This window comes from Amycolatopsis pigmentata (assembly GCF_042684065.1).
GTDB lineage: Bacteria > Actinomycetota > Actinomycetes > Mycobacteriales > Pseudonocardiaceae > Amycolatopsis_E > Amycolatopsis_E pigmentata.
The window spans coordinates 444,743-459,206 of the sequence record NZ_JBHUKR010000021.1; the positions used below are offsets into that span (position 1 = coordinate 444,743).

16 protein-coding genes are annotated in these 14,464 nt (G+C 69.3%); 10 read left to right on the forward strand and 6 right to left on the reverse strand.

All coding sequences use genetic code 11. From position 1 onward, the window contains the following. Window positions 1-33 precede the first annotated feature (33 nt). On the reverse strand, window positions 34-402 hold the full coding sequence (locus tag ACFSXZ_RS33325; protein ID WP_378269682.1) for an STAS domain-containing protein: 369 nt from the start codon (window positions 400-402) through the stop codon (window positions 34-36). A gap of 110 nt (window positions 403-512) precedes the next feature. Between ACFSXZ_RS33325 and ACFSXZ_RS33330 the strand changes: the two genes are divergently transcribed. The 6 genes from ACFSXZ_RS33330 (at window position 513) to ACFSXZ_RS33355 (ending at window position 4,797) form a co-directional block, all read left to right on the forward strand. Continuing rightward, window positions 513-1,403, forward strand: a complete 891-nt coding sequence (locus tag ACFSXZ_RS33330) for an STAS domain-containing protein (protein ID WP_378269683.1) — start codon at window positions 513-515, stop codon at window positions 1,401-1,403. Beyond that, the gene (locus ACFSXZ_RS33335) at window positions 1,403-1,747 is read left to right on the forward strand and encodes an STAS domain-containing protein (RefSeq protein ID WP_378269685.1); all 345 of its coding nucleotides are present in this window, start codon (window positions 1,403-1,405) and stop codon (window positions 1,745-1,747) included. Before ACFSXZ_RS33330 ends, ACFSXZ_RS33335 begins: the two co-directional genes overlap by 1 nt. Beyond that, window positions 1,744-2,148 carry an ATP-binding protein gene (locus ACFSXZ_RS33340; protein ID WP_378269687.1) on the forward strand — a complete coding sequence of 135 codons (405 nt, stop codon included), beginning with the start codon at window positions 1,744-1,746 and terminating at the stop codon, window positions 2,146-2,148. The genes ACFSXZ_RS33335 and ACFSXZ_RS33340 overlap by 4 nt, the downstream gene beginning before the upstream one ends. A gap of 43 nt (window positions 2,149-2,191) precedes the next feature. Beyond that, window positions 2,192-3,160, forward strand: coding sequence for a SpoIIE family protein phosphatase (locus tag ACFSXZ_RS33345; protein ID WP_378269689.1), 969 nt, complete (start codon window positions 2,192-2,194; stop codon window positions 3,158-3,160). A 2-nt stretch (window positions 3,161-3,162) separates the two neighbouring features. After that, window positions 3,163-4,398, forward strand: a complete 1,236-nt coding sequence (locus ACFSXZ_RS33350; RefSeq protein ID WP_378270087.1) for a PP2C family protein-serine/threonine phosphatase — start codon at window positions 3,163-3,165, stop codon at window positions 4,396-4,398. Between the two features lie 102 nt (window positions 4,399-4,500). Beyond that, complete coding sequence (locus ACFSXZ_RS33355) at window positions 4,501-4,797, forward strand: hypothetical protein (RefSeq protein ID WP_378269691.1); 297 nt, start codon at window positions 4,501-4,503, stop codon at window positions 4,795-4,797. A gap of 16 nt (window positions 4,798-4,813) precedes the next feature. Here ACFSXZ_RS33355 and ACFSXZ_RS33360 read toward each other — a convergent pair whose 3' ends face one another. After that, on the reverse strand, window positions 4,814-6,028 hold the full coding sequence (locus tag ACFSXZ_RS33360) for an AI-2E family transporter (protein ID WP_378269693.1): 1,215 nt from the start codon (window positions 6,026-6,028) through the stop codon (window positions 4,814-4,816). 321 nt (window positions 6,029-6,349) lie between these two features. Between ACFSXZ_RS33360 and ACFSXZ_RS33365 the strand changes: the two genes are divergently transcribed. Continuing rightward, window positions 6,350-7,750, forward strand: coding sequence for an MFS transporter (locus ACFSXZ_RS33365; RefSeq protein WP_378269695.1), 1,401 nt, complete (start codon window positions 6,350-6,352; stop codon window positions 7,748-7,750). Here the strand turns inward: ACFSXZ_RS33365 and ACFSXZ_RS33370 are convergent. After that, window positions 7,686-8,567 (reverse strand): hypothetical protein, encoded by an 882-nt coding sequence (locus ACFSXZ_RS33370; protein ID WP_378269696.1) that lies wholly within the window; start codon window positions 8,565-8,567, stop codon window positions 7,686-7,688. The genes ACFSXZ_RS33365 and ACFSXZ_RS33370 overlap by 65 nt on opposite strands. Window positions 8,568-8,639: 72 nt before the next feature. Between ACFSXZ_RS33370 and ACFSXZ_RS33375 the strand changes: the two genes are divergently transcribed. Together ACFSXZ_RS33375 and ACFSXZ_RS33380 are read left to right on the forward strand one after the other, a co-directional pair. Then, the gene (locus tag ACFSXZ_RS33375; protein WP_378269697.1) at window positions 8,640-9,419 is read left to right on the forward strand and encodes a crotonase/enoyl-CoA hydratase family protein; all 780 of its coding nucleotides are present in this window, start codon (window positions 8,640-8,642) and stop codon (window positions 9,417-9,419) included. A gap of 302 nt (window positions 9,420-9,721) precedes the next feature. Next, on the forward strand, window positions 9,722-10,324 hold the full coding sequence (locus ACFSXZ_RS33380) for an Rv1733c family protein (RefSeq protein ID WP_378269699.1): 603 nt from the start codon (window positions 9,722-9,724) through the stop codon (window positions 10,322-10,324). 69 nt (window positions 10,325-10,393) lie between these two features. Here the strand turns inward: ACFSXZ_RS33380 and ACFSXZ_RS33385 are convergent, their stop codons facing one another. Next, window positions 10,394-11,023, reverse strand: coding sequence for an alpha-ketoglutarate-dependent dioxygenase AlkB (locus ACFSXZ_RS33385; RefSeq protein ID WP_378269701.1), 630 nt, complete (start codon window positions 11,021-11,023; stop codon window positions 10,394-10,396). 83 nt (window positions 11,024-11,106) lie between these two features. Here ACFSXZ_RS33385 and ACFSXZ_RS33390 point away from each other — a divergent pair, with 83 nt between their 5' ends. Continuing rightward, window positions 11,107-12,585 carry an LCP family protein gene (locus tag ACFSXZ_RS33390; RefSeq protein ID WP_378269702.1) on the forward strand — a complete coding sequence of 493 codons (1,479 nt, stop codon included), beginning with the start codon at window positions 11,107-11,109 and terminating at the stop codon, window positions 12,583-12,585. Between the two features lie 103 nt (window positions 12,586-12,688). Here the strand turns inward: ACFSXZ_RS33390 and ACFSXZ_RS33395 are convergent, their stop codons facing one another. After that, the gene (locus ACFSXZ_RS33395; RefSeq protein WP_378269704.1) at window positions 12,689-13,507 is read right to left on the reverse strand and encodes a murein transglycosylase; all 819 of its coding nucleotides are present in this window, start codon (window positions 13,505-13,507) and stop codon (window positions 12,689-12,691) included. 143 nt (window positions 13,508-13,650) lie between these two features. Then, window positions 13,651-14,370 carry an IclR family transcriptional regulator gene (locus ACFSXZ_RS33400; protein ID WP_378269706.1) on the reverse strand — a complete coding sequence of 240 codons (720 nt, stop codon included), beginning with the start codon at window positions 14,368-14,370 and terminating at the stop codon, window positions 13,651-13,653. Between the last annotated feature and the right edge of the window lie 94 nt (window positions 14,371-14,464).

Here is a 14,464-nt window from a genome sequence, read left to right on the forward strand (position 1 = left end):
CCGGTTTCCCTTGGTCGGATTGGTGAATCCGCGCTACACGGCCGGATCCCCTGGCTTGTCCTCCTCGATGGTGAAGGTCGAAAGGAGGCCGGTGAGGTCGAGGATCCGCCGGGCGTAGCGGTCGAGATTGGCCAGTGCCAAGGTGCCTCCGCGCTCCTCGGCCTGTGCCCGCGCCCGGACCAGCGTGCTGATGCACGCCGAGTCGAAGAACGACAGGTGCTCGAAGTCCATCACGAGCCGGATCACACCGGAGTCGAACAACTCGTGCAGCGCCTGGTCGAGCTCCGTCACGGCGCCGTGGTCGATCTCACCGAGCAGCAGGACGCGCGCGGTGTCGCCGTCCACGACCGTGCGGACCACCGAAACGCCGGCGGACTCACGGGTTCCTTCGTTCCTGGTCATGGTGGGTTTCTCTTTCCTTTTCGTGCCGTCGGCGGCGGGCCCGAGTTGTCGCCCGAGCGCGCCGTCACCTAAGTTTGCCGGAAACCAACGGACTTCGCGGGTCGGGGAAGATGACGACTACTTCGGAACGACAGGCCATGAGCATTGTCGCGGATTTCCTGGACCGGCGCAGGGAGGACCTCGTCGACGAGTGGTGCCGGTCACCGTTCTTCGGTGCGGTGAGCCAGGACGCCGACCAGGTCGCCCGGGACGTGGGCGAGGTACTGACCGCGCTGCGGCAGGCGATCGCCTCCGGCGAGGAGGAAAACCCTGACGCGGAAGCGTTTTCCGACGTCCGTGCTCTGCTGACCGCGCTGGCGGGCCAGTTCGACCGCGACGACGTGACCGCGGAGACAGCGGTGAAGATGACCGCGCTCAAGCGGCCTTTGCTGCGCTTGTGGCACGAGGACGCCAAGGGCGGCGGGCGCGACGGCGACGTCGCCGGTGAGGGCGCGCTGCTGCTGGCCGGCGCCGTCGACACGCTGCGGCTGGTGCTGCTGACCACGACGCTGAGCGTGGTCAAGGAAACCGTCGCGACGCAGCGCGAGCAGCTCACCGAGCTGTCCACGCCGGTCATCTTGATGTGGGACGGAGTGCTGGCCATCCCGCTGATCGGCACCCTGGACAGCATGCGTAGCCAGGTGGCCACGGAGAGCCTGCTGCACGCGATCCTGACCCACCGCGCGCGGGTGGCGATCCTCGACATCACCGGCGTCGAGACGGTCGACACCATGGTCGCCCAGCACCTGCTCAAGACCGCGCAGGCCGCGCGGCTGATGGGCGCCGAGTGCGTGATCAGCGGCATCCGCCCGCAGATCGCCACCACGATGGTCCAGCTCGGGATCGAGCTCGGTGAGGTGGTCAGCAAGGCCCGCTTGGCGGACGCGTTCAAGTACGCGATCAACAAGCTCGGCCTGATCGTCACCGAGGACGCCGGCGCCGCCGAGACCGGATTACGCTGATGTCCGTGGTACCGATCGTCGACATCGACGACGTGCTGTTCGTCTCGGTCGGCGACGAACTCGAAGACCAGGCGGTCGCCACCCTGCAGCAGGAACTGGCCGAGCGGGTCGTGGCGACGCGGGCGCGGGGCGTCCTCATCGACATTTCGGTGCTCGACGTGGTCGACTCGTACATGGCCAGGGCACTGCACGAGATCGCCGCCGCGACGGCGCTGCTGTCGGCCAGGACGGTCGTGGTGGGCATGCGCCCCGAAGTCGCCATCACCCTCGCCGAACTGGGCCTGACCCTGCCGGGAATGCTTACGGCGCTGTCAGTGCGCGAAGGTCTGGCGGCCCTGCGGTGACCCGGGCTCCGGCGACGAGCACGGTACACATCAGAGACGAAGGCGACATAGTGCACGTCCGGCAGGCCGCCAGGGAGGCGGCCCGCAAGGCCGGTTTCACGCTCGTCCAGCAGACGAAGCTGGTCACCGCCGCCAGCGAACTGGCCCGCAACGCGCTGGTGCACGGCGGCGGTGGGCAGGCCGAGCTCTATACCGACGAAGCGGACGTCCGGATGGTCTTCCGTGACCAGGGGCCCGGCATCCCCGACATCGAGGCCGCGCTCGCGGACGGCTTCACCACCGGAAACGGGCTCGGGCTCGGGCTCGGCGGCGCCCGGCGTCTGGCGGACGGGTTCCGCCTCGACTCGGCACCGGGTGCCGGGACGATGGTCGAGATCAGTATGTCCGCGCGCCGCCGATGACGCCCCTTCCGGCGAGGCGGGGCCGTCGAGCGGGGGCACCGCGATGACCAGGGCCGACATCGTCGTGTCCGAGTCTTCCCACGTGGGCCGGGCGCGGCTGATGGCCGAGGCGGCCGCCCGCCGGAGGGGATTCCCGGCGCAGCGGGTTTCGCTGGCGGCCTCGGAACTCGCGTCCAACCTGGTCAAGCATGCCGGGCACGGGTTGTTCGGGGTGATGGAGACACCGGGCGGGCTCGATCTCTACGCGGTCGACACCGGACCTGGCATCGGGCGGGTCAGCGAAAGCATGCGGGACGGCTTCTCGACCACGGGCACACTGGGCGGGGGATTGGGCGCGGTCCGCCGCGCGGCCGACTTCTTCGACGTCTATTCGAGGCCCGGCCAGGGAACCGCGGTGCTCGCGCGATGGCGGTCCGAACCGGTCACCGGTCCCCGGATCGGGGCCGCGTTGTTCACCGCACCCGGTGAAACCGAGTCCGGCGACATGTGGACGGCGGTGCGCTCGGAGAACGCTTACACGATCGTCCTCAGCGATGGTCTCGGTCACGGAGAACGTGCCGCGGAGGCCAGCCGTGGGGCGATCGAGGCGGTCGCGCGGAGCGCGGAGTGGGGCCCTCGCCGTATTCTTGAGACGATGCACACGAGGATCGCCCATACCCGTGGAGCGACCGTCGCGGTCGCCGAGATCCGGCCCGCCGACGGAAAGGTGCAGTTCGGCGGCGTCGGGAACATCGCATGCCGGCTGTACGCCACGCCGTCCGGGCACGCCACGCGCCTGGTCTCGCGGCCGGGCATCGTCGGCGCGCCCGGCGCGAACCGCGCGCGGGAGAGCACGGTCGGCTGGTCGTCGCGAAGCTGGCTGCTCATGCACTCCGACGGCGTGTCCGACCGGTGGACCGCGAATTCGTGGCCGGGCCTGTTCGACCACGATCCGGCGACCGTCGCGGCGTGGGTGCTCGGTCAGTGCGGCCGCGGCCGCGACGACGCCTGCGTGGTGGCGGTGGCTCAGTGAGCATGGGCGAGGAGCTCATCCGGTCGTTGCGGGAAACCGTCGAGGAGCAGCGGCGGGAGCTGGAACTGCACCGGTCCGAACTGGCCCAGACCAACGCCGGCCTGCTGGCGTTGCATGCCGAAGTCGAGCGCCAACGGCAGCGGCTGGCGTTCCTCGACGAGGTGAGCCGTACGGTCTCCTCGTCCTTGCGCGGGCACGAGGTGGTCAAGGCGCTGGTGCGGTTGATCCGCCGCGACAGCGTGGCCACTTCGGTCGCGGTGTGGGTGCACTCGGCGGCGGGTCGGCTCCGCCGCGAACCCGCGGACGGCACGCCGGACGCCGAGGTCGAGCGGGCGCTCGAACTCGGGCAGCCGGTGCGCGGGCCCCGGCGCCTGCTCATCCCGCTCACCGTCGGGCCCAGCATGCTCGGCCTCCTCGAAGTCGGCCGCCAGGACAGCGACTTCTCCGAAGAAGACCTGGCGTTCTTCACCGCGGTCGCCGACCGGTCCGCGGTGGCGCTGCGCAACGCCACCGAATACGAGCGCGAGCGCGAACTGGCGGAACGCCTGCAACGCGCGATGCTGCCCAGCCTGAGCGTGCCGGGGCCGCTCCGGCTGTGCGCGCGCTACCGTCCGGCGGCCACCGGTGTCCACGTCGGCGGCGACTGGTTCGACGCCTTCTCCCGCCGGGACGGCACGGTCACGCTGACCGTCGGCGATGTCACCGGGCATGGTCTGGACGCCGCGGTGCTCATGGGGAAGCTGCAGAACGCGTTGCGCGCCTACGCCATCGAGGGGCACGGGCCCGCGGCCACCCTGCGGCTGGCCAACGAACTGGTGCGGGGCTGGGAAAGCACGCTGTTCGCCACCGCGGTCGTGGTGGATCTCGAACCGGCGACGGGCAGGCTCTCCTGGGCGAGCGCCGGTCATCTGCCGATCCTGGTCAGCGACGGGGAAGGGGAGTGCTCGTTCCTGGAACGCCCTACCGCGCCCCTGCTCGGTTTTCCGTTCAGTTTCCGGATCGACGAGCACGAGGCCGTGGTTCCGCCGGGCGGCAGTCTCGTCCTCTACACCGACGGCTTGGTGGAGCGCCGGGGCGAGCTGATCGACGCGGGACTGGAGCGGCTGGCGAAGGCCGTCCGCGCGGCGGCGGTCCTGGCCACCGAGGACGCGGGAGACCTGATCCTGTCGCACATGCTCGGTGCCGATGACCACGACGACGACGTGTGCCTGTTGCTGTGCCGACTGGGATGCCGCTGAACCTTTTGGGACACAAGGAAAGACCGTTCCGGCGGTCGCCGCTGTACCGGTTTGTGACCTGACACGAGGTTTCGGCTCCCGCGCAGTGGAAACCCCGGTGCCATGACTAGGTCGCGCATCTACAGCAGAGGCAACCTCACGGCTGCCCGGATCATCAGCGGAATAGGCGCTCTGTTCGCCTTCATCGAAGCCATCTACATCGTCATGGTGCTCCTCGGCGCCAATCAGGCGAACGCTTTCTTCGGTTTCATCAGGTCGCTCGCGGAACCGCTCGCGCTGTTCTTCCCCGGCCTGTTCCCGATCGGCAACCCGCAGCTGGCGGTGCTGGTGAACTACGGTCTGGCCGCGGTGTTCTGGCTGGTGGTGACCGGCATCATCGCCCGCATCTTCGGGCGTTGATCGCTCCGCGTGGCGGCTATGTCCGGTCGAGCCGGGGATAGAGCACTTCCTTGAGTACCAGACCGATCACCGCGGCGACCGGAATGGCCACGAACGCGCCGATCACTCCGAGCAGCGCGCCGCCCACGAAAAAGGCCACCACGGTCGCGACGGCGGGGACACGGACCGTCCTGTCCATGACTTTCGGGAACAGCAGATAGTCCTCGGCGAGACGGAACACGATGATGAACCCCGCCGTCGCGATCGCGATCGGCAGCGACACGGTGAGCGCGACGAGCACCACCACGATTCCGGCGATGGTCGAGCCGACCACCGGAATGAGATCCATGATCGCGACGAACATCGCGAGCAGCACGGAATAGGGGATGCCGAGCGCCTCGGTCCACACGAACGTGGCGAGCCCGGCGATCACCGAGGTGATCAGGTTGCCCAGCAGGAATCCGCCGATCCTGGCGAAGATCTCGTCGCCGATCAGGATCACCCGGGGCCGCCGGGTGTGCGGGACCAGCCGGTAGAGCGTCCGGCGGATCCGCGGGAGATCGGCCAGGAAGTAGATGGTCAGCACCACCACGGTGGCCGTCGAAGCCAACGCCCCCAGCACGATCTGGCCGGCGCCGATCACGCCCTGGAGCAGGGACGCGGAGTCTCCGCTGATCATCGCGGTCAACCGGTCCCGCAAATGGAACCGGTCGTTGAGCCGGCCGAGGAGTGAGCTGTGGTCCTGCAGTTCCTGCCAGAACTTCGGAATCTGCTCGACGAACGCGGTGGCCTGGCTCACCAGCGGCGGAATCGCGGCGGCCATGAAGCCGGCGACGACAGCCAGGGCGGCCAGCAGCACCACGGACACCGCCGCCCAGCGGGGCAGGCGGCGCTTCGTCAGCCATTCGACCACCGGGTTGAGGCCGATCGCCAGGAACACCGCGAGTCCGATCAGCGTCAGGATGTCCCGGGCCGAGATCAGGATCTGGAAGAAGCCGTAGGCGACTCCGACCCCCAGCGCGCCGGTCAGGCCGATGAAGAAGGGCGAACGATGGTCGAGCGGCTTCCCCGGTTTCCCGAGAGGCTGATCGTCGGTGCTGATGCGGGCGGCGGCATCCTCGGCCGCGTCGATCGGTTCGGGTTCGGGGCCGGTGCCGGCCGGTTCGATCGCCGGTTCCTGGGCCGCTTTCCACTGTTGGCGCTGCTCCCGCAACGCCGCGATCCGGCTCCGAACCGCCTGCCACGCTCTCATGCGCTGTACGTACCCCCTCCGCCACCCGGGCTAACCGAATAAGCCGAACTGCCCTGCCGGTGATTTTCCCACGCTTCCCTCGTGTTCGCCGTTTCAGGGGCCTTCGGGTCGTCTCCAGGGGCAGTGCGGTCCCGCCGGTGGCGTCCTCGCGGTGGCGGACTTGATCGTCCACTGTGTACTCGGAATGTCTCGTGATTGTCCATTGTGGTCTTATTTTCCGGATCACCGGGCTTTCCCTGGAGCGGAAAGCCGTTTCAACCGGGGGGCAGGCGAGGCTACGATCGAGCGGACACCGGAACAGGCGGTCAAAGGAGACTGGCCATGCCCGAGCCCGACATCCGCGAAGAACTCGACGGCGCCACGCTTCGCCCCTTCCACGTTCTGCTGGTGGCCCTGGTGTTCCTCGCGATCACCTTCGACGGCTACGACATCGTCGCCCCGTCCTACGTCATTCATTTCGTGGCCGTTCCGTGGCACCTTTCCCCGAGCGAGTCGGGATTCCTGGTCTCCGCCGGGTTGATCGGCGTGATGGCGGGTTCGCTGGCGCAGGGCGTGGCCGCCGACCGGCTGGGCCGTCGTCCGGTCATGATCGCCGGTCTGGTGTTCTCCGGCGCCGGCAGCCTCGCCACCGCGCTCGCCGCGAATTCGTATGGAAGTTTCATCGTGCTCCGGATGATCACCGGCCTCGGGCTCGGCGTGATCATGCCGCTGGGCACCGCCTACATCAACGAATACCTTCCCGGCCGTAGCCGGTACCGCCTGGCATCCCTGGCGGCGGCGGGGTTTTCGCTCGGTGCCGTGCTCGCCTCCGTCGTGGGAATCCTGCTCACCCCGCGCTACGGCTGGCAGGCGCTGTTCACCGTCGGCGCCGGTGCGGCGGTGGTCGGTCTCGTGTTCATCGCGGTCTTTCCCGAATCGGCGGAATTCCTGGTGGCGCGTGGTCGTGTCGCGGAAGCCGCGGCGATCATGGCTCGCGTGCGTCCCGAGCGGGCACAGTTGTACGCGGAATCGGGCTTCGCGGCTCCCCCTACCCGTCGCCCACCGCCACCCTCAACGGACGCGCTTCGCGCGACTGACACATCCGTACAATCAGGCCGCGACTGGCTGTTGCCTTTGCGCAAGCCGTATCGCGTGACCACCATCGCGCTTTGGTTGTCGGCCCTGTTCCTGCTCTTCGACAACTACGGCCTTACCGCCTGGACGCCGGCGCTGATGGTCCAGCGCGGTGCGGGATTCGCACTCGGATTCGGGTTCGGTGCGGCGCTGCACAGCCTCCCGTTCGTCGGCGGGATCCTCTGTGGCTACGTCGCCGACCGCTGGCTCGGGCGACGGGTGAGCCTCGTGCTGTGGTGCGGTCTGGGCGCGGTCGCGGTGGCGTTCGTGGTCCTGGTGCACGACCCGATCGCCGACGTGGCCGCGATCGCCGCGGCCGGTTTCTTCCTGATCGGCGGTCAGTTCATGCTCAACAACGTGTGCGCGATGACCTATCCGGTGCACGCGCGCAGCACCGGACTGGGTTACCTGCTCGGGGTCGGCCGGGTCGGCGCCATCCTCGGCCCCTATCTCGGTGGCGTGGTGCTGGGCGCGTCCGGCGGGACGGACGGGCTGTTCGTGCTGACCGCGGTGACCGGCGCGATGGTGATGATCACCGGCGCGTTCATCGGGGGGAGCGCTCGCCGAGCCGCTTCTCCGCGGCCCGCGCCGCGCGTTCGGCAGCGGTGAGTTCCCGGCGCGCGGCGGTCACTTCCGCGCGCTTCCCGCGTTCGAGTTCCACCGCTTCGGCGAGCCGCCGCCGCAGATCGGCCACCGTGGCCGCCGCGGCGTCGGCGGACCGTTCGGCCTCGGCCAAGGCTCGCTGTGCCCGATCACGTGTCCGGGTGGCTTCCTTGACTTCCCGGCGTGCTTTGGTGGTGTCAGGTTTCCGTGGTTCCGGCGCTTTGGGTCGCCCGGGTTTCGCGGCGGGCCTTTTCGGCTCGGGCCTTTCCCGCGGCTCGGGTTCGGGCCGGGCCTTCGGCTCGGTCTTCTTCGCGGGTTTACGCGGCGCCTTTTCCGGGGTGACGGTGGCGGTGAACCATTCTTCGGAGGCCCCCGGGGTGAGCGCCGCACTCAACCGGCCGGCGCGCACGGCTTCGGCCGCGCGCGCGTCGGACACCATCGCCTCGAAGGTGGCCTCGACTTGCCGTGCCGCGTCGTCCCCGTACCGGTAACCTGCCTTGCGCGCGAGCCACTCTGCCCGCCGGCTCAGCATGTCGACGACTTCGTGCCGTTCGTGGGAGAGCTCCCTCAACTCCGCGCCCGCGAGGTTCTGGTGCGCGCGGCGCAGCGACTCGCCCAGCCGCGCCAGCCGGTCGATCTCCTCCGGAGCGGTCCGGCTCACCTGGTCGACCAGCCAGGCCGCCACGGTCGGCTTGCGCAGACCGGAGATCTTCTTCGCCAGCGCGCGATCCGGGCGCGCCTGCCGTGCCCGCTCGTCACGGAGCGCGGTGAACCGCTCCCGTGGCGCCGAGAACAGTTCGTCCGCCACGGACTCGAAATCCACGACCACAGTCCCTTTCCCGCCGACGCCTTCGTCGTCCGAGTGAAGCACACCGGGATGGGTAGTGTCGGGTTCATGACTGGTGCGGTACGAGTCGAACGGCGTGGGGCGGTACAGACCGTGATCCTGTCCCGTCCGCAGGCACGCAACGCCGTGGACGGACCGACCGCGGAGGCTCTTTTCCAAGCCTTCCAGGCATTCGACGCCGACGACAGCGCGGCCGTCGCGGTCTTGTGGGGCGAGGGCGGAACCTTCTGCGCGGGCGCCGACCTCAAGGCGATGGGCACCACGCGGATGAACCGGTTGGACGGTGACGGGCCGGGCCCGATGGGGCCGACCCGGATGCGGCTCGGCAAGCCCGTGATCGCCGCGGTCGCCGGGCACGCCGTGGCGGGCGGCCTGGAACTCGCGCTGTGGTGCGATCTCCGGGTCGCCGCCGAGGACGCCGTCTTCGGTGTGTTCTGTCGCCGCTGGGGTGTGCCGCTCATCGACGGTGGCACCGTCCGGCTTCCCCGGTTGATCGGGACGAGCGCCGCGATGGACATGATCCTGACCGGAAGGCCGGTCGACGCCGCGGAAGCGCTGCGGATCGGGTTGGCGAACCGGGTCGTGCCGCGCGGCACCGAACGTGCCGCGGCCGAGGACCTCGCCGCGTCACTCACGCGGTTCCCCCAGACGTGTCTGCGTCAGGATCGGCTTTCCGTGCTGGGGCAGGAAGGTCTTTCCGAACAGGACGCGATCGCGGCGGAATGGCGGCACGGCACGATTTCCCTTGGGGCCGACGCCCTTTCCGGCTCCCGCCGCTTCGCCGCGGGAGCCGGCCGTGGCGGCGATTTCGGCGATTTCACCCGGTAGCCGCGCCCGGTTTCGTTGAGTGCACGGAGAGTCACCCCCAAGACCCACGCTTTCGGATGATGCCGCGAGAGGCCGCGCTCGTGCCAGCATAGGAAGCGTTGATCGTTACGCGGGGGGTGTGAAGTGTCTGCCGCGTCCGGATAACACCGCGGATGTGACCGGCGGCTCAAAGCGGCCTTGGTCTCGTTCGCGCGAATTTTCGCGTACCCACAGGGCAAAGTGGGTACCGAGATGGTACCGGCGGTTCGTCGCCATGTCCCGTGAACCGTCGTCTTCGCCGACAGAAAGGGGGATACAAGGCCGTGACCGGACCATCCGGGCGTATCGCCCGCTTCTGGCGCCGCATCCATATCGGCCACAACCCACTGGCCAGGACTTCCGATCGGGTCGAAAGCGCCCTGCTCATGGTCGTCGTGCTCGGAATCCTCGTCGCACTCCCACTGGCCGCGCTCCTCGGAGCAGGCACCTATGAGGGACAACTCGCGCTGTCCCAGCAACAGCGGCTCACCCGTCACCTCGCCGTCGCCACGCTGACCGAGAACGCTCCCAATTCGCTCCCCGCCACGGACGGAGCCGTGGCGCCTTCCCCGTCGGCCACGGTCCACGCACGGTGGACGGGCCCGGACGGGGCCGAGCGCGTCGGGACCGTCCCCGCGGATCCGGGCACCAAGGCCGGTAGCACGGTGCCGATCTGGCTGACCGACTCGGGAGATCCCGCCGAGGCTCCCATGTCGCAGCCCGATGTCACGACCGCCGCGGTACTTTCGGGATTCTTCGCCTGGCTGGTCGCCGTACTGATCCTGTTCGTCGCCTACCGGACGGGCCGCTTCGTGCTCGACCGTCGCCGCGTTCGCCGGTGGGACCTCGAATGGGCCACCGTCGGCGAAAAGTGGGCGCGCTCGTAGCTCGCGGTGTCTCACAGGCGCGCGATCGGATTCGCGTAGACGGGCCGTGGCTCTCGAAGCACCGTCACTTCAGCGCACGCCGTGGGGGCGGAACTGGATGCTGATGCGCGGGCCGACGGGCCTGGTGGTCTTCGGGATGGCGTGTTCCCAGGTGCGCTGGCACGAACCACCCATCACGACGAGGTCCCCGGGCCCGAGCGTCCGCCGGACGGTCGCTCCGCCCGCCCTGGGGCGCAGCGCCAGCGTCCTCGGCGCGCCCACGGACAGGATGGCGACCATCGTGTCCTCCTTGGCGCCTCGCCCGATCGTGTCGCCGTGCCACGCGACGCTGTCGCGCCCGTCACGGTAGAAGCACAGGCCCGCGGTGCGGAACGGCTCGCCCAGTTCGCCCGCGTAGTGCCGGCTCAGCTCCGCCCGCGCCTCGGCGAGCGCGGGGTGGGGGAGCGTGTCCTCCTCGGCGTAGAAGCTGAGTAGCCGCGGCACGTCGACAACGCGGTCGTACATGCGGCGCCGCTCGGCGTGCCACGGCACGACCTCCACCAACCGCTCGAACAGCACATCCGCGCCGGTCAGCCAGCCGGGCACCAGGTCGATCCAGGCGCCGGCGGTCAACGGCGTGCGCCGCACGGCCTCGAGCGGCGAGACCGCGACGGTCTCCGCCTGCCCGAACAGCGACCCCTGAAACCCTGGTACCGCCATGTCCCCCATGGTACCGAACGATCGAACATGTGTTCTGGTAGCCCTTCACGGTATCCGAATACGGGTAGTGCTTCACTTGAGACGTGGGAGTCTCTCGTGTGATGGGCCGGGCGGCCGTGGGCCTGGTGTCCCTGCTCGTGCTCAGCGGCACGGGTTACGGCTGGGCGCAGATGAACCGGCTCGTCTCCGGCCTCGCCACGGCGAACGTGATCGACCCGGAGGCGACGGTCAGTGTGGCCGACGAGCAGAACATCCTTCTGGTCGGCCTGGACAGTCGCAATGACGCGCAGGGCAACCCGCTCCCGCAGTCCCTTCTGGACGAGTTGCACGCCGGGGACGGCTCGGACGGCGGCGACAACACCGACACCATGATCCTCGTGCACATCCCGGCCGGGGGCGGTGACGCCGTCGCGTTCTCGATCCCGCGTGACTCCTACGTGCGGCTCGCCGGTGGCTTCGGCAGCCACAAGATCAATTCCGCGTACACCTACGCGGAGGTCGCGGCCCGGCAGACCCTGCAGTCGAAAGGGGTCGCCGGCAACTCGTTGAACGTGCAGGCGGCACAGGCCGGGGCGAAGAACGCGATCCAGACGGTGGAACAGTTCACCGGGCTCACCGTCAACCACTTCGCCTCGGTGAACCTCGTCGGCTTCTATGACATCAGCCAGGCGATCGGCGGCGTGCCGGTCTGCCTCAACCAGGCGGTCAACGACACCTTTTCCGGCGCGAAGTTCCCGGCCGGGCCGCAGACGGTCGCCGGCAAGCAGGCACTGGCCTTCGTGCGGCAGCGGCACGGCCTGCTCAACGGCGATCTCGACCGGATAAAACGGCAGCAGGCGTTCATGGCCAGCATGGCGCACACCGTGCTGTCCACGGGCACCCTGACGGACACCGCGAAGCTCAACGCGCTCGTCGACGCGGTGAAGAAGACGATCACCCTGGATCAGGGCTGGGACATCCTGTCCTTCGCGCAGCAGTTGCGCAGCATGAGCGCGGGCAAGATCAAGTTCGAGACCATCCCGGTGCTCGATGTGGACTACCAGACCTCCGACGGTGACTCCATCCAGGTCGATCCCGCGCAGGTCAAGAAGTTCATCTCCGGCGCGATCGGCGGCCCGCCGGAGTCCGCGCCTCCGGCGACCACGACCGCGCCCCCGTCCGACGGCCTGCATGGTTCCGCGAACGTGACGGTCGACGTGGACAACGGAGCCGGCGTCAACGGCCTGGCCGCCCGCCTGCTGCGGGATCTCGGCGCCCACGGGTACAGCATGGGCGCGGCCACGTCGATCTCCACCCGCAAGGGCACCGTAGTCAGCTATGGCAGCGGAGACCGCGCGGAAGCGCAGAAGCTCGCCACGTTCCTCGGCAATGACGTGACGGTGTCGCTCAATCCGAGTCTGCGGGCCGGTCATCTGCGTGTCCTGCTGGGCTCGGGCTATTCCGGCCCGGACAGCGCGCCCGACGTGGGCAGCCAGTCCGCCGTCGGCGTCAAGGCGGTCCCACCGTCCACAAGCATCGCCCCGCCCCCCATCACCGCCGGCGACCAGAACTGCGTCAACTGACCGTTCGCCCGGGTTTTGTAGTGGAGCAAGGGACGTTTACTGCGAATCGTCCCTTGCTCCACCAAACCGGAGCCCGGGCTTGCCGGATCGGGAAAAACGAGGGTCAGGGTTTGAGGGCCGCCCGGGCGTAGGCGTCGGCGTCGCTGAAGACTTCCTGCGTGTAAGTGGTGGAGGTGTTGTAGGTCATGATCGCGTTCCACCAGCCGCTGGGCGTGCCGAGGTCGCCTGCCACGCCGCACAGGTAGTGCACGGTGGTCATGGCCGCATCGTCGATGTTCTGCGGATCGGGCCGGGCGCCGTCGCCGGACGCGCGAACGCCCCAGTCGCGCCAGGTCTTCGGCAGGTACTGCAACGGTCCCATGGCACGGTCCCACACCGGGTCGCCGTCGAGCTTGCCACCGTCGGTGTCGGGGAACCGCTTGAGACCAGGGGATCCGTCGAGCGGGACACCGAAGATGGGCGGCCTGGCGACACCGTCGGCGTCGATCGAGGAGTTCTCGTGCTTACCGTGGTGTGATTCCTCGCGCCCCAGGCCCGCGATGGTCGCCCAGGTGATGTGACAACCGGGGTTCGACGACCGGGCTTTCACTTCGGCGTCGACGTAGGCGCGCAGCGCGCGCCGTGGAAGATCCGTTGTGGACACCAGATGGGCCATCCAGGCCTCCTGATCGGCCGGAACCGCGGTGGCGCTGGGGATCGCCGACTGCGGGGCCGGTGTCAGCGGCGGGACGACGAACGGCGGGGGACCGGTCCACGGCGGCGGCTGGGCGGCCCGGTGGAGTGCCAGTCCTCCCCACACGCCGCCCAGGATCAGCAGGAGGGCCAGGGAAAGGCGGACGACCGGCAGACGCCGCCGTGGGGCGGAATACGGCCCAGACCGGGACTCCCGGCGCGAGTCGGGTGGTGACGGGGGAAGAGCCACGCCGACACGGTACGCGAACCCGTGTGGTCTACGCGTTCCTCCGGACCATGCTGTCCGTGAGTGGCAAGCGGGAGTCGGCCGGTGGTCTCGATGTTCCTCCGCGAGTTCGCGCGTCCCCGCGATCGTGACGAAAGGCGGTGGTCTCAGAGGCGCTCTTGAAGGGTTTCCGCGGCGGCGAGAAGGTCCGCGGCCCAGCGAATGCCCGGCTTGCGCCCGATCCGTTCGACCGGGCCGGAAACCGAGACGGCGGCGACGACCGTGCCGGAGGAGTCCCGTACCGGCGCGGAAACGCTGGCCACCCCTGGCTCGCGCTCCGCGACGCTCTGCGCCCACCCCCGCCGCCGGACCTCCAGCAACGTCCGTTCACCGAACACGGCGTCCGTGAGAATCGCGCGCTGGGTGTGGGGATCGGCCCACGCGGCGAGCACCTTCGCCCCCGAACCCGCCGTCATCGGCATGCGCGTCCCGACCGGAACCGTGTCGCGCAGCCCGCTCGCCGGTTCCGCGGTGGCCACGCAGACGCGCTGGATTCCGTCGCGGCGGTAGAGCTGAACGCTTTCCCCGGTGATGTCGCGAAGTTTCGGCAGGATCGACGCGGCGGCGTCCAGAAGGGGATCCGCGCCACCACCGGCGAGTTCGGCGAGCGCGCTGCCCGGGCGCCATCGGCCGTCCGGCCCGCGGCGCAACAACCGGTGCACCTCGAGACCGACCGCGAGGCGGTGCGCGGTGGCGCGGGGGAGACCGGTCCGGGTGCACAGTTCCGCGAGTCCGCACGGATCCTTGGCGACGGCCTGGAGTACGGCCACCGCCTTGTCCAGAACGCCGATTCCGCTGTGCTGCTGAGAAGGGCTATGCTGTCCCACGACGCGATACTATCTTCCCGAATCATGGGAAGTCCACAATACGGGAAACCAGCCGGGCTCGTGCTGTGACGAGTTCTCCGGTGTTCCCGGCCGA

Bases quoted from the DNA above. Each gene is read 5' to 3' on its own strand.
- ACFSXZ_RS33325 (WP_378269682.1), bottom strand. From the start codon at position 402: ATGACCAGGAACGAAGGAACCCGTGAGTCCGCCGGCGTTTCGGTGGTC.
- ACFSXZ_RS33330 (WP_378269683.1), top strand. From the start codon at position 513: ATGACGACTACTTCGGAACGACAGGCCATGAGCATTGTCGCGGATTTC.
- ACFSXZ_RS33335 (WP_378269685.1), top strand. From the start codon at position 1,403: ATGTCCGTGGTACCGATCGTCGACATCGACGACGTGCTGTTCGTCTCG.
- ACFSXZ_RS33345 (WP_378269689.1), top strand. From the start codon at position 2,192: ATGACCAGGGCCGACATCGTCGTGTCCGAGTCTTCCCACGTGGGCCGG.
- ACFSXZ_RS33350 (WP_378270087.1), top strand. From the start codon at position 3,163: ATGGGCGAGGAGCTCATCCGGTCGTTGCGGGAAACCGTCGAGGAGCAG.
- ACFSXZ_RS33355 (WP_378269691.1), top strand. From the start codon at position 4,501: ATGACTAGGTCGCGCATCTACAGCAGAGGCAACCTCACGGCTGCCCGG.
- ACFSXZ_RS33360 (WP_378269693.1), bottom strand. From the start codon at position 6,028: ATGAGAGCGTGGCAGGCGGTTCGGAGCCGGATCGCGGCGTTGCGGGAG.
- ACFSXZ_RS33365 (WP_378269695.1), top strand. From the start codon at position 6,350: ATGCCCGAGCCCGACATCCGCGAAGAACTCGACGGCGCCACGCTTCGC.
- ACFSXZ_RS33375 (WP_378269697.1), top strand. From the start codon at position 8,640: ATGACTGGTGCGGTACGAGTCGAACGGCGTGGGGCGGTACAGACCGTG.
- ACFSXZ_RS33385 (WP_378269701.1), bottom strand. From the start codon at position 11,023: ATGGCGGTACCAGGGTTTCAGGGGTCGCTGTTCGGGCAGGCGGAGACC.